Below are 14,065 nucleotides of genomic sequence, written 5' to 3'. Positions count from 1 at the left end.
TTTTCATGCGGCCGGCCGTTAAAATTTCTCCGGATGGAGCAAGGCGTAAACCAGATAAAGAAACACCAGCAGGGTTGCCGCAAGAACCAGCATCATTGCTCTTCCCCTCCTTTACCGTTCGCCACGCGTCCGCACCATCCGGCGAACGCACAGAACAGTCCGAAGACCGCTGCCAATCCGGCTGCCATGTACAAGTCCATCATCCCGGTGTCCCTCCTCTGTCATGAATTCAGCCTATCAGGTCCGTCATTAATTCAGGATTAGAATCCCTTGCGAGAGATTAAGATGCCATTAAGATTGCACCGGCGTATCCGTTTACCGGTAGACGGCCTCTCCCAAAACCCGGTTGACCGCGTCAAGAAAAGCCCGGTACCCTCCGTCCGCATCCTTTCGGCAGGGAACCGCCAGGGCCAGTATCTCGTCAATCCTCCTTTGATCAAGTTGATAGCCGGCGGCCAGCAAAGCGGCAATCTCCTCGCTGGATGCTCCCCGGGCAAACCTCCCGGCCGCTTTGTACACCGCGTTGTCTTCATAGCCGCCCGTTCGCTTCGCCTCCCGGCGCTCCCGGCGAACGGCTCCTCTTTTTGCCGCGGCCAGAATCACCAGCACAAGGGAAAGCGTACCTGCGTTTTGCAGCAGTCCGTTCATCTCTCTCATCCCCTTCTTTTCTCGCCATAGAGCGTATCATTTTGGCCATTAGCGCGGGGTAAGAGTGCAACGCAAACCGGTTAAGATCGTCTTAAGACGGCAAAAAGCGCACAAAAAAACCATGCTCTCCCGAAGGAGAGCATGGCTGCCGATTTCGCGGGCCGCCGCTGTCAGGCTTCGTCGCCGACCTGAAGCATGCGGTACCCGACCCCGATATGCGTTTGGATGAACTTCTGCTGCGAAGGAGTCCTCTCGATTTTCTTGCGCAAGGTCGCCATAAAGACGCGCAGGGCGGGAACGTCATACGGATGAGCGCCCCATATTTCATGAAGAATGTAGTTGTGGGTCAACACCTTGCCCGCATTTTTGGCCAGCAGGCACAGCAGCTTGTATTCACTCGGCGTCAGATGGATTTCCTCGCCCTCCAGCCAGACGCAGCCCGCCGCATAGTCGATCTTCAAGCTCCCGTTGATGAAGGAGGACGCATCCTTCAGCAGCTTCTCCTTGTCGTGCCGGATGCGCCGCAGGCTGACCCGCAGCCGCGCCAGAAGCTCGTCGACGCTGAACGGCTTGGTCAAATAATCGTCCGCTCCCGCGTCCAGCGCCTCAATTTTGTCCCGGTCCTCGCTGCGGGCGCTGACGACGATGATCGGGGTGTTCGACCAGTCCCGCACCTTGCGGATAATCTCCACCCCGTCCATATCCGGCAAGCCCAGATCGAGAATGATCAAATCCGGCTGCCCGGATACCGCCTCCAGGATCGCCGCCTCGCCTGTTTCGGCCACATGGTATTTATAGCCCTGCGTCTCCAGCGTAGTCGTGATCAGCTTGCGGATCGGTTTGTCATCCTCCACGACCAGAATCACCGGTTTATTCATGAACCTCCACCTCTTCCGCCTGAAGCGTAAACGCAAACACGGTTCCTTGGGGATGGCGGTCTCTCACGCCAATGCTCCCTCCGTGGGCCGCGACTATCGATTTGCAGAGCGCAAGCCCCAGCCCCAAGCCGCGCCGTCCATCGCCCCGGACATTGTCTCCGGTATAGAACATCTCGAACAGACGGACTTTCGTTTCCTCCGGGATTCCCGGCCCGTCGTCGGCCACCTCCACAGTCACCCGGTCGCCGGAGCGCCGGGCCGATACCGTAATGCAGGAGCCCTCCTGGGTATACTTGACGGCGTTGTCCACCAGATTGATCAGGACCTGCACGATCAGCCGGGAGTCCATCCGGGCCATCAGCAAGTCGTCCTCCACGTCCGTCCGGATTGTATGCTTTTCGCTGTTGCGGTTAACGTGAAGCAGCGCTTCGGCGATCACTTCCTCCAGCAGCTCCGGCTGCATGTTCAGATTCAGCGTGCCGTTCTCCATCCGGCTGATGGAAAGCAGGTTTTCCACCAGGTGAATCAGCCACATGGAGTCGTCATAGATGTCCGTGTACAAGCTTTTTTTCTGCTCCTCGCTGAGCACCCGTCCGTTTCCGATGAGAATGCCCGCGCTGCCGGAAATGCTTGTCAGCGGCGTGCGCAGATCATGCGAAATGGCCCGCAGCAAGTCCGCCCGCAGCTGCTCCTGCCGGACCCGCAGTGAAATCTCCTTTTGCCGTTCGTTCAGGCGTTCCTTTTCCAGGGCAAGCGCACATTCGTCGAGCATGGCGACGGTAAGGCTTTTTTCAAACACCTCCAGAGGCTCCTCCCGATCCATCACAACAGCCGCGACGGCAAATACCGTCTCGCCTCCGCGAACCGCATGGTACAGGCAATGCGCGCCGAAAAAGGTATCCGTCGTCGCCCCCGCGCGCTTGTTGTTCTTGAACACCCATTCGGCAACGGCGCGTTCGTTCTCTCCGGTGTAGACCGGGGGCACGGCCTCCGCCGCCGCTTTGGGATAAACAAGCGGCGCAGCCAGCGTCCCCTCCACAGCCGGATAAAACACAACTGTCCGGTCCAGCAGCTTCACCAGCTGGCGGGCCGTCTCGTCCACAATCGCCGTCTCCCCTTGCGCTTGCTGCAAGTGGCGGCTTGTCTCCAGCAGCACCTCCGTCCGGTAGGCTTTTTGTGCCGATTGCCGGGCCTGCTCCCTCACGCGCATGGTCAGGGTGCTGGTCAAAAAGGCCGCCGTCAGCATGACCAAGAAGGTAACGGGATACCCCGAGTCATATGCATGCAGCGAATAATAAGGCTCGGTGAAAAAAAAGTTGAACACAAGAACGCTCATGACCGAGGAAAACACGCTGTACACGCGCCCCCGGGTGATCATGGCGTTAAACAAAACGCCCAGGATGTAGACTGTGATGATGTTCGCTTCGCGAAAGCCGAGATACCGGAACCATAGGCCGACGAACGTACAAATCGCCAGAATCGCGGCTGTCTTGAGCATATCCGTTCCCGAAATCGCGGACGGGCGGACGGAAAGCGAAAAGCGCTTGCGGAGCGACGGCTCCGCGTAGGGAATAATAAAGGTTTCCACCTCGGGGACGAGAGCCGCCAGTTGATCCGCCACATCGGACCGGGCCCATCCCCTCTTGCCGGGAGACCGGCCTACGACGATTTTGGTCACCCGTCCGGTGCGCACGTATTCAGCCAGCTGGACCGAAATTTCATCTCCGTATACCGTTGCGATCTGAGCGCCCAGCTGCTCCGCCAGCCTCATGTTTTCTCGCAGCGCGGCTTTGCTTTTTCCGGTTCGTGCACCGGGATTGGAGGTTTCCACGTAAAGCGCGGTGAACGGGCCGTGAAACGCGGCGGCCATCCGCGCGGCCGCCCGGATGACCTTCTGGTTGGAAGCCGCCGGGGACAAGCACACCAGAATATGCTCCGCACCGCCGGAATGCTCCGTCCGCTTCGCCCGGTCGCTGAGCTGAAGCGCAATCCGGTTCAACTGCTCCGCCGTTATGCGCAGTGCCAATTCGCGGAGGGCGGTCAGTTTTTCTTTGGTAAACAACGGCGCATGGGCCGCTCGCGTCTCTTCGGCGGGATAGATGCCGCCTTTGTGAAACCGGTCGATGAGATCATCGGGTTCGATGTCGATCAGTTCCACCTGGTCGGCGGCCTCCAGAACCCGGTCGGGGACGCGGTCGCGCACCGTGAGTCCCGTCGCGGAAGCGACGATATCCGCCAGGCTCTCCACCTGCTGGACATTGATGGTGGCGTAGACATGAATGCCGGCCCGAAGCAGCTCCTCCACATCCTGGTACCTTTTTTTGTGCCGGCAGCCCGGAGCGTTGGCATGCGCCAGATCGTCCAGCAGCACCAGCTCGGGCTTTCGTTTGAGCGCGCCGTCCAAATCAAACTCCTTGACGGCGCCTTCTTTTCCGGAGAAAACAAGCCGCGGCAAAAGCTCCAGCCCCTGAAGCAGAGCCGCCGTATCCGCCCGGGAATGATGCTCGATAAAGCCGGCGACGACCGCAACTCCCGCCTTCCGCTCCTCTTGGCCGGCGTTCAGCATGGCGCTCGTCTTGCCGACGCCCGGCGCATATCCGATAAACAGCTTCAGCCTTCCCCGTCTTTTCTCCTCCGCCGCGCCGTTCCTCCGTTCAGGCCGCGCGGCGGCGCCCGCTGCTTTTTCTGCCATTTTGCGCCCGCTTTCTGTCCATCGTTCTGTGATATTAGTATAGCACGGGAAAAATCAATACCGTATTTACAAGCGCGGCCCCGGCATTAAGATGGCATTAAGATTTTACGGAGGCGGCATAAAGAAAAGATACGGAAGCCCGCCCGGCGGTTAAGTTGTTCTAAAGAAGGCCGAGAATGGACGAGAGAAAGAAAACGAACGGGAAAAGACTTGCTGCGAAGCGGTTCTTTTCGGTTTTTCCGCCGTTTTCGCCCCGCTCGGGCCGAATAAAGCGTTCCGGTTTTTTTACAAGCGGTAAAACGCGGGGTATAGTCCTTCTATCGAAAACTGCCGTAACCATCTACCCGTCTCTCGGAGGAGGACGTTCCATGACCAGCAAGAAGCTGTCGCGAATCGAGTTGTTTGCCTTCCACGGTTGCCCATCTTTTGACTGCCGCTCCTTGCGTAGCGGGGAGTGGTACCTGTTCCTAAGGCTCACGCATGGAGAGGACATTCACGACGGAGCATGCACGGTCCGTTGGGGAGAAAAAGCGGCCGATCTGGTCCAGTGGGGCGCCTTTTTGCGGAGCATTCGCGGTTCTTCGCCGGAAGAAGCCGTTGCGGCCCTGCACTTGCAGGCGGACGAATGGACGCCCGAGCAAGCCGCCTTGCTGCGCTCCGCTTTGTCGGACTTTAGGCTGGGTGCGGAAACCTGCCTGAGAGCAGTCTCCGGCGGGGCCGATTCCGGCCATCGCATCCTTACGTTTCGCCGTACCGTGCCGCTCTCTACCCCCTCGCTTATCCGCAAGGGTCCCCCGGACTGGCGGCTTTTGGTCCGCGAGTCGGTTTGTTATTACTCGGTTCTGTAATGGAACGGGCCGCTCCTTGCGTAGACGGAGCGGCCCGTTCTTGCGTCTGTAAGCGGACTCGACTTTATCGCCGGAGGTTGCGTGCAGCAGCAATTTCCTCACGGACGGGTGAAGCAGCTTTGAATGGAGTTCGATGATCAAGACGATGCTCCTTTTTGGTCCATCAGCCGTTAATTCACTCCTAGCTAAAGGGAATCTTAAGGATATGCTATTTACTTATATTGGTGTTAAAACTATTTTTTATAATTATCATCAAGCAACAACATTCGACAACCAGAATAATGTAATATCTGTATGTAAATATAAAAAGAGAGCTTCTCTTTTCGTATTACAATAAATATTTGGAGGAGAATTCAATTTGAAGAAGAAAACATCTTTATTATTAGCAACGGTACTTTGCACAACGTTAGTTACACCAACATTTGCAAGGAGTGAAAATAACACTAAAATCGTTCCTTTGCCAGAAACAACTATTGAGAAAGAGGAAGCATATTTAAAGGATGCAGATTTACATAAGGTATATAATTTTCCAAATTACGCACCCATGTACGATTATGTAGAAAATGGAACAACTAGGATAGTTCCTTATACTATGCCTGGATCGGGACTGTTGCTTGGTGAGCAAAAAAGCGGCGTATTTGGACAAATTAAAGATACGGTATTGCTTGTTGGGAATTTATTTCCAGGAAAAGGTTGGACGATAGCAGGCATTTTGGATAGTGTTGCAGATTATTTGAATGATTATTTAGATGGAACAGATACCTATATTACAGCAAAGACAGGATATATGTACCGATATATTGGTAAAGAAGGGCAAGTGTGGGACTCTAGTGAAGAAAGATGGATTGTTAAGTTTGATTCGCGTTCAAGAGAAACTTATTTTGCAAAGATTGCTACTTGGACGGACAAACAAAACAGACCTCACGGTGGTATGGTTGTCTCAAGCTCTCCTGATAAAATAGAGTATTCTGCACATTATCATGATGAAGCATACATTCGACAACAAGCATTCTGGAATTGGTACTATAAAATGTATATTACTATTGAAACATGGTGAAAATTTTGCTCGATCACAAGCATGTAATTAATACCATAATGATTGGCTTCCTTTTTCTTCTCTTATTTTCCTCATGCAAAAATGAAACAGAAAACAATCCCTCGTTAAGTCCAGATTTTTCAAACATGAGCTACGAACAAGAATATCAACATTTACTCAAGAAATCCCGAGAAGCTCATATATCGAATAAGTCTGAACACTTTGTCCCTACTTTTGCGATTGAAAAATCTGAGGATAACCAAGAGGTTTACATCGTATATAAAGTAGCGGTAACCAAACCCAAAAGTGAGATGAGAAATGTTAGGATCAGCTTCCTTCTGGACGAACGGATGCTGTTTCATTTGGCAACTCCCACGATCATGTACTCTTCAACTACGGACGGCAGAAATATCATAATGGATCCGGTAAAAGTTGATGAATATGTAGTAAGTTTGGCCCTTCCACTTAAAGGAGCCGATATAGACGAAGAATTTATCGGCAACTACCGGACGATTTATATAAATGTTACTTGGGAATCGCCAGAAGGCTCTAAATATCAGGAATTTCTTGTTGGTAAAGGGACTCCCTCCGAGGACCTCTTGACTTACTTGGATTTGAATAAAAATTGAATAATGGGAAGGTTCGATGTATTTAGGCAAATCGAACCTTCCCGTTTTTGTTTTCTCATAAATACAGATGGTACGAACCCACAATGAAATGCTTGACTCCTTTCGCATAGCTTTACCCATAGACGATTGTAACGAGGGGGTTAATAAATATAACCAGCATTTTAACTATTCCTTGTCCCACACTAGGCGGTTTAAATTTCAAGTATAATGAAACCAATAGATTGCCAATCACGATAAAAAGGACCCTCGATTATGGATGGTGTCCGGCCCTCCGCCGTCTTAGCTCCCCATACCGCCGGTGCAAGGGGGCTGAATCACGGTTACCGTTAAAGCCGCTTTATTGCTCGTCTCACTTTCGATGCCCTGCCAACTTCTCACTCGAGAACCGTCTGGAAGCGGAAAGCCTCGAAGGGCCTAGCAATCTAGTTTTCCACAGTAGAAAATGATTGCCTTCGGGTATCTCCTCCGAGCGTAGGGGTGAAGTCGCATAGACTGGCAGTGAGCGAGGGTTTGACACTGAAAAGACTAGCGGTAGGTGGTGAATGTGAAGACTAGCGGCAAGCATGGGTTTGACGTCGACAAGACTAGCGGCAAGCATGGGTTTGACGTCGACAAGACTAGCAGCAGGCGTGGATTAAAGTCGAAATGACTGGCAGTGGGCGTGAATTTGATGTTCAAAAAAACGGCGGCTAGCGCGGACGTGACGGTGCAAAACTTCTAACGGTTGCCACAGGGCTTATTTTGCCAAAAGCGGGGCTTTTCAAATTGTAACGGTTGCCACAGGGCTTATTTGGCGATATATGGGGGCGTTTGCGTCATTTTGAAGCAAATAAGCTCGCTCACAACCGTTAGAAAACGAAGCGGGGGCTTTTGAGCCAAATAAGCCCTGCCGCAACCGTTAGAAAAAAAGCATGCTCGACTGAGGAGCCGATAAGGTTAGAAAAATAACAGGTTCGACTGTCAGGCCCTGCGATGGTGATGGTGCTAAACGTACGCGACACAGCCAACGAGCACGAGAGGAAGACAGGGCCAGTCGGCGTCTCTATATAAGCAAAAAGGCAACGATGAAATTCGTTGCCGGCTGCGATTTCCCGATGCAAGAGGGCCAGCCCCGGAGGGAGCAGCAGCAAGAAACCGCGAGACGGCAGCTTGGCGGACTGCAGGAATGGCAAACGTCCAGGCCGACAAAAAAGGCTTGCAATTGCCGCAGCGTCAACTGCTACGATAACCTCATCGCCTCTCCCGAACACTTTTTCATGCAAGCAACTTCATTCACACGCGGCGGGGCGCAAACCACCCCGAAAGGAGCACCGATGAACCAAACGATCGCCATTCATAGCTTGGCGGAACAAATGGGATTGACAAGCCGGACCCTGCGGCACTGGGAAGCAGAAGGCTTGTTCCGCAGCGAGCGCGACCCGAATTCCGGCTGGCGCGTGTTCGACGAGGAAGCGCTGTGGCGCATTCGTCTGACCGCCGCCCTCCGAGCGCTGGATATTCCGCTCAAGGACATCCGGCAGGTAGTAGAAGAAAAATCGGCCGTCCGGCTGCAAACGATCCTGGAAAACAAAATCTCTTCCCTGCAAACGCTGAGAAGAGAAACGCTGGATCAGGAAAAACAGCTTCTTCAAGCACTCGCCCTTCTGCAAAGGCACAAAAACCCGGTCATTATGGAATTCCACACGCTGCTTACCAAAGAGGAGGAAAACCCCATGAAACCTGAGATGCTCACAACCGAGCAGGAAGAATTAAAGCTGGTTACGCTGCCCCCCATGCGGGTGGCCTATCACATTGCCGTAAGCGCATCGCCCGAGGACGAAGCCATGCAGCCCGTCCTGGATTGGCTGAAAACGGCCAATCTGCTGGGAACCGCCCGCTTGTTCGGCGGAAATGTAAAGCCCTTCCCGTCCGGCGCCGGAAAACCGTACGGCTACGGCATGTTGGCCAGCATCCCGGAAGGCGTTGCCGTACCCGAGCCCCTGCGCGAAATGACGCTGCCCGGCGGACTATATGCGCTTAAGGACAGCACCGAGGACATCGGCGGCTCCTGGAAAACCCTGATGGCCTCGATTGCCAACCAAAGCAAGTATGTTTCGGACCGCTCCAGACTCTGCCTGGAGGAACACATCCGCAACGGGAGCCCGGCCGGCGCCGGAAACGAGTATTGGATTCGTCTGCTGGAGCCGGTGAAGGCCGCCAACTAACCCGATAGGCCCCTGCAAGAAACCGGCTGTAAAAAGCAGTTTTGATCAAAAGTCCGGCTGAACGAAAAACGGCGCGATGACAGAGACTTGCTTGGCCGCTGTCATCGCGCCGGCTGTTACCGGGCAAGCAGCAGGAGTGCAGGAACCGGCAGAACGACGCGGCCGCCCGAGACGGTCGGCGCTCGATTCGCAAAAAGCGCCATTCGCGCAGAGACGGAATCATTCAAAAGCAACGCCGTATAGCCTCTGCTGGAGGAGCGAAAAATGCTTTCATGGTCATATCCCTTTACGCGCTTTTCCGCAACAACAGGGCGCTTACCCCGCTCAGGTCATCGTCGATTCTTAACCGCTGCGCCGGGATAAACCCGGGCCTCCTGCTCTCCTCTTTTACAATTGCATCGTCGAAATGCACGTGTTGTCCTGATCAAACGTTGAGATCGTCGACTTCGCCGACCGCCCCTCGTGCTCGATGGTCACTTGAAACTCCTGCCCGCGGGGAAGCCACAAGTCCAAAAACCCGTTCGGGTGCGAGGTCATGGTCCGGTCCACAATCGTTTTGCCGTCGGCGTCCTCAACCTTGACCTGAAAAGGCGTATCCGGCATCTCGCCCTGGCAGCCCGTCAGGCTGTGCGTGGCGCAGGGATGCGTTTCTTTCCGGTAAGGCGCAATGGAAACAAAAAACTCCTTTTTCGGTAGCTTGTACACGGTTTCGCCTTCATCCGTCGTAACGGTAAGCTCGTGTGCCGTGATGGAGGCGGACTGCGCCGTTTTTTGGCGGCTGCTCAATTCCTCCGCGACTTGCTTCACCTTTTCCGCGTCCGCCTCGCCCCCCATGAGCGGAAGAGCGAATCCGAGTCCAATGCCGGCCACCGTCATAATTCCGGCAGCCAAAGCGATTCGTTTTCCCGTCACCGGTTTGCTCATCTCGTTCATTCCCCTTTTTTGCGGGAATCTCCCTGATTCTCCGGTCTTCTGCCGTACACAGGGCTTCCCTCTGTTCACAACTCTTTTTCCCGTGCCTGCTCAATCGGGTAATCCCATCGTAACACAGAGACGGACAAATTTGGCGTGGCTGTGACACTTAACCTGTAAAAACGAACCTCAATCTAGTTGAGGTTCGCCATAATCCGGAGAGGTATAGGTTTCCAGTAGAGCACCTCCTGGTTATCTTAACAGCTGCAACACAGCTTGAGGACTCTGGTTTGCTTGAGCCAGCATCGCTTGAGCGGTTTGAGTAATAAGGTTTGATTTCGTAAAATCCAGCATTTCCTTCGCCATATCCGCATCGCGAATACCTGATTCGGCCGCAGTCAAATTTTCCGTATAGTTTCCTACGTTGTTCACCGTATGTTCCATACGGTTTTGCAGCGCGCCATAAATCCCTCGATAGGTCAAAACTCTTGAAATGGCACCATCCACTTTGGCCAAAGCTTGCTGAGGTACGGAGGGCGGCCGCACCCCCATATTCGCAATCCCTAATCTCTGAGCATTTACATTGAACAAAGGGACGGTAATGACCTGGCCTTTGTTATCCCCGGACTGGATATCAATGGTTGGGGAGATGTAATCAATATCCTTTATGTCTGTGTTTACGGTTGTTTCAATATGCTCGGTTACCACCGTTTCCCGTGTTCGTTCAAACACATCAAGATTTAATGAAAAGGGACCATATTTGAAACCCAGGGTTACTTCCGAACCTTGTGGCAAGGACAGCTGCCAATCAAAATTAGCCTGCGGCTGGCCTGACGCGGGATTATTGATTGCCAGCGTTGTCGGTGCCAAAAACCCAAGCGCATCATCAAATATCAAACCGACATCGGCATCGGTTCCCGACAGGTTAAAATGACTTCCGGACGGCGGAGTTATTACGTTATTCCCAACGGCCAAAGGGTTTCCTCCGGCATCCGTGACAACGGAATTTACTGGTGGATTCACCCGATTGCTGAGTTTAATGTTCGTATCGATTGCATTTTCATTTTTAATTACATATCTGATTTCCATAGAATTATCAGCCAGTACCGTCCTGTATCTCCTAATAGATACCTCTGTACCGGGAAACCGCATGGAATCCCAAGCCGGGACCGTACCTGTGTTGCTCCGGGCCGTATATTCAACGGGTCTTGGAATTCCGTTAACCTCGATAGTTTCAAACATATTCCCGAATACCTGCCCAAGATCTTTCGGGCCAAAAAGGGTTTCATTTGTACCTACCCCGTGCCAATAGGCAGGTGTAGTGTATTGCGGGTCGCTGGAAGCAGTTAACGACTCATGTATGGTCGTATTTGTGTCTGTCTTTGTTTGGGTATGAATGTCAACCTCATATTCGTTATAGCCTGTCCTTCCGTCCGGAAAATCCATAGGCGTGATGGTATTCGTATTTGAATAAGAATCATTCGTCACAGATGTATCGGAGTTGCTTACCAAATGCCGCGGTTCTGAGGATGTTGTTCCTTTGGGTTTATATTCTATCGTTTTATAGATGGAGGTAGCGGGTGGTGGATCACTTACAGAAAAAGCTACATTGCTCGTTGAACGATCATTCAATATCTGATAGTCGCTGCGCGCCAGCAAGTTAATTGTATTAAACTCTGTTCTCCCCGAAATGCTGTTTATTTCCTCGGTAAGCTGATGTATTTCTTGGTCAATCGTACGCCGATCCTCATCGCTAAGCGTACCGGTCAAGCCCCGAACGATCAATTCCCTCTGTCTTTGCAAAATATCGGTTATTTCTTGAAAGCCGCTTTCCGCTGTTTGAAGTAATGAGATCCCGTCTTGTGTATTTCTTTCCGCTTGAGCCAATCCACGAATCTGCGCTCTCATTTTTTCCGATATGGACAATCCCGCCGCGTCATCAGCCGCTTTATTAATACGCAAGCCGGACGACAATTTTCCCATTGCGCTTCCCATGGATTTATTATTTTTGTTTAATTTATTCAATGAATTTATAGCCGCAAGGTTATGCGCTATTCTCATGGTTTCACCACCTATAATCATAAATCGGCATTCAATGTCATTTTATTTAGTAAAATGTACCTGCAGATAAAAAATTTTACACCAATCATAGTCTTTAAGGTAACGGGTAATAAGCCGCATGGAAAGTATAGGAAACCACAAACTGCTAAATCAGTCTTGCCATCAGGTTTATCTTCCAGGCTCCCAATATAGATTATCCTTGGATAAGGATATTTTTCAATTAACAGCATCACACTCTGTAAAAATACCAAAATCGTCAAAGTCTTCTCCCTTCCTTATCCCTTCATTAAAGGAAGCCGACCGCATAGATGCGGCCGGCTTCCTTTTGCCTATTCATTTTTAACCGCTACTCCACGACCGGGAACCAGCCCGGCGCGCCCACTATCCCGCGCCAAAGCGGATCGGGAATGACAAGGCGCTTCTGGTCTTTTTTGCTCAACGTGGTGACAATGTCGGCTTCCCGGCCTTCCGCCACCTTCTCCGCCCATTCCGGTTCCATGATCAGCTCGCGTCCCAACGCGACCAGGGCGGAGCCGGTTTGCAGCGCCTGCAACGCTTCATCCGGCGTATGAATCGAACCCACGCCGATCACCGGAGTCCGGCCGGCAGCCGTATCGACAATCCATTCCAGTCTGGACTTGCCGGCATCCGCCCCAACCCGGGGTTTGGACTGAAAGTCCATTAACGAGACATGGAGATAATCCAGCTGTTTGTCCGCAAGAACGTCCACCAGTTGAAGCGTATCGTCCATCGTGATGCCATTTTCCTCGGGCTCCTCCGGAGAGAACCGGTATCCGACCGCAAAAGGCTCCTTTGCATGGGCGGCCGCCCGCTTCACCTCATCCACGACGGCGAGCGGGAACGTCATGCGCTTTTTCAAATCCCCGCCCCAGCGATCCTGACGGAGGTTGGTATGCGGAGAGAAAAACTGCTGCAGCAGGTAGCCGTTCGCGCCGTGAATTTCCACGCCGTCATAGCCCGCCTCAATGGCCCGCCGCGTCGCTTCCCCGAAACCGCGGACAATCGATTCGATTTCCGCGTCCGACAAAGCCCTTGGCTTTACATTGCCGTTCTGCTCGGAGGAAACATCGCTTGCACTGACGATATCGCCCCCGGGCACAAGCTCCGGCGGACACATACGCCCGCCATGGAAAATTTGCAAAATCGCGGCCGCGCCCTGTTCATTAATCGTGGAGGCAAGACGGCGCAAACTGGGGATCAGGTCGTCGGTGTCGGCGCCAAATTCCCCGGCAAATCCTTTCCCGTTGCGGGTTACATACGTGCAAGCCGTTACCACCATGCCAACGCCGCCCGAACGGCGGGCGTAATACGCCAGCTCCTCGTTTGAAACAACACCGTCCTCGCGGGAGGACCAGTTGGTCATCGGAGCCATGACGATTCGATTTTTGACCCGAAGGCCGCTTCGGAGCCGGAGCTCTTCGAATAGCGGTTTAAAGTTCGCGTTCATGTGCAGCTTCCTCCAATCTTGGCTAGCTTCTCCTTAGCTTGCTCAACTGGAGGAAAATCATGCCTCCCGAACTGCCCCCTCGGCTCGTCGGGATTAGCAATTATGCGTGACTTCTACCTGAGGCCGGGCATCAGTCGTTCCGTAAGTGGCCCTCCCGAACAGGAGGCGACCGACCTTCACCTCGCGTTCCCCGTTGCTCCTCTGTACTGGTGAGTATGCGGCCTTCGGCCATTTACGGTCGTAACTCCTTCAAAGTAATGGATATGTCCGCCACCCGGAACAGGGATGGCCGGGCCGGTTACCCCTCTCATCTCATGCGTGTGCCCTTGATTCAGGGTCGTCACGGTATAGTACCGATGAACATGCGGAACGCCTGTGGGTGCCGGTTCCGTCACATTGCTGTATTGGTGTACATGACCATCGTCATAGGAGGTCGTGCCTGCAAAAGGGTGAACGTGATAGACGGGACGGCCGTCCCAAGAAGTGAGGTAGAATTGGTGCTGATGTTCCTCTCCGTTGTCCCCAGGGTGAAAAGTATAACCTGTAACACGAATTCTCCTCATAGCGGCAAGCTCCCTCTCCGTTGATCTTTGAAATCAACGTATGTCTAGCGACCGCTTGCTGTCCTGGGTGTTCGTTTAAATTGTTGTAAAAAAAAGCAACCGCAAGTGATCATGCGATTGCATTCC

General features: G+C 52.9%; 12 protein-coding genes. 4 read left to right on the top strand and 8 right to left on the bottom strand.

The window, feature by feature from the left end; genetic code table 11:
• Positions 1-18: 18 nt before the first annotated feature.
• The 4 genes from AC6I6H_RS11165 to AC6I6H_RS11150 form a co-directional block, all read right to left on the bottom strand.
• Positions 19-93, bottom strand: coding sequence for a potassium-transporting ATPase subunit F (locus tag AC6I6H_RS11165; protein ID WP_497953860.1), 75 nt, complete (start codon positions 91-93; stop codon positions 19-21).
• 222 nt (positions 94-315) lie between these two features.
• Positions 316-648 (bottom strand): hypothetical protein, encoded by a 333-nt coding sequence (locus AC6I6H_RS11160; protein ID WP_497953845.1) that lies wholly within the window; start codon positions 646-648, stop codon positions 316-318.
• 170 nt (positions 649-818) lie between these two features.
• Positions 819-1,526, bottom strand: a complete 708-nt coding sequence (locus tag AC6I6H_RS11155) for a response regulator (protein WP_497953844.1) — start codon at positions 1,524-1,526, stop codon at positions 819-821.
• Positions 1,519-4,218 carry an ATP-binding protein gene (locus AC6I6H_RS11150; RefSeq protein ID WP_497953843.1) on the bottom strand — a complete coding sequence of 900 codons (2,700 nt, stop codon included), beginning with the start codon at positions 4,216-4,218 and terminating at the stop codon, positions 1,519-1,521. Before AC6I6H_RS11150 ends, AC6I6H_RS11155 begins: the two co-directional genes overlap by 8 nt.
• Before the next feature lie 368 nt (positions 4,219-4,586).
• Here AC6I6H_RS11150 and AC6I6H_RS11145 point away from each other — a divergent pair, with 368 nt between their 5' ends.
• The 4 genes from AC6I6H_RS11145 (at position 4,587) to AC6I6H_RS11130 (ending at position 8,935) form a co-directional block, all read left to right on the top strand.
• A complete protein-coding gene (locus AC6I6H_RS11145; RefSeq protein ID WP_497953842.1) occupies positions 4,587-5,066 on the top strand; it encodes a hypothetical protein in 480 nt (159 codons plus the stop codon).
• A gap of 358 nt (positions 5,067-5,424) precedes the next feature.
• Positions 5,425-6,123 (top strand): hypothetical protein, encoded by a 699-nt coding sequence (locus AC6I6H_RS11140; RefSeq protein WP_497953841.1) that lies wholly within the window; start codon positions 5,425-5,427, stop codon positions 6,121-6,123.
• Between the two features lie 125 nt (positions 6,124-6,248).
• On the top strand, positions 6,249-6,731 hold the full coding sequence (locus AC6I6H_RS11135) for a hypothetical protein (RefSeq protein WP_497953840.1): 483 nt from the start codon (positions 6,249-6,251) through the stop codon (positions 6,729-6,731).
• Between the two features lie 1,313 nt (positions 6,732-8,044).
• Complete coding sequence (locus AC6I6H_RS11130; RefSeq protein WP_497953839.1) at positions 8,045-8,935, top strand: MerR family transcriptional regulator; 891 nt, start codon at positions 8,045-8,047, stop codon at positions 8,933-8,935.
• Between the two features lie 387 nt (positions 8,936-9,322).
• Here the strand turns inward: AC6I6H_RS11130 and AC6I6H_RS11125 are convergent, their stop codons facing one another.
• The 4 genes from AC6I6H_RS11125 to AC6I6H_RS11110 form a co-directional block, all read right to left on the bottom strand.
• Positions 9,323-9,868: a CueP family metal-binding protein gene (locus AC6I6H_RS11125; RefSeq protein WP_497953838.1), complete on the bottom strand. Its 546-nt coding sequence runs from the start codon at positions 9,866-9,868 to the stop codon at positions 9,323-9,325.
• A gap of 231 nt (positions 9,869-10,099) precedes the next feature.
• Complete coding sequence (locus AC6I6H_RS11120) at positions 10,100-11,908, bottom strand: flagellin N-terminal helical domain-containing protein (RefSeq protein ID WP_497953837.1); 1,809 nt, start codon at positions 11,906-11,908, stop codon at positions 10,100-10,102.
• Positions 11,909-12,254: 346 nt separating this feature from the next.
• Entirely contained in the window at positions 12,255-13,376 is a 1,122-nt protein-coding gene (locus AC6I6H_RS11115; protein WP_497953836.1) for an NADH-dependent flavin oxidoreductase, read from the bottom strand.
• A 176-nt stretch (positions 13,377-13,552) separates the two neighbouring features.
• Positions 13,553-13,939: a YmaF family protein gene (locus AC6I6H_RS11110; protein ID WP_497953835.1), complete on the bottom strand. Its 387-nt coding sequence runs from the start codon at positions 13,937-13,939 to the stop codon at positions 13,553-13,555.
• Positions 13,940-14,065: the final 126 nt, after the last annotated feature.

It is taken from the genome of Gorillibacterium sp. sgz306347 (assembly GCF_059735245.1).
The sequence above is the reverse complement of the archived record's forward strand: the minus strand, read 5'-3'. Positions and strand labels throughout refer to the sequence as shown.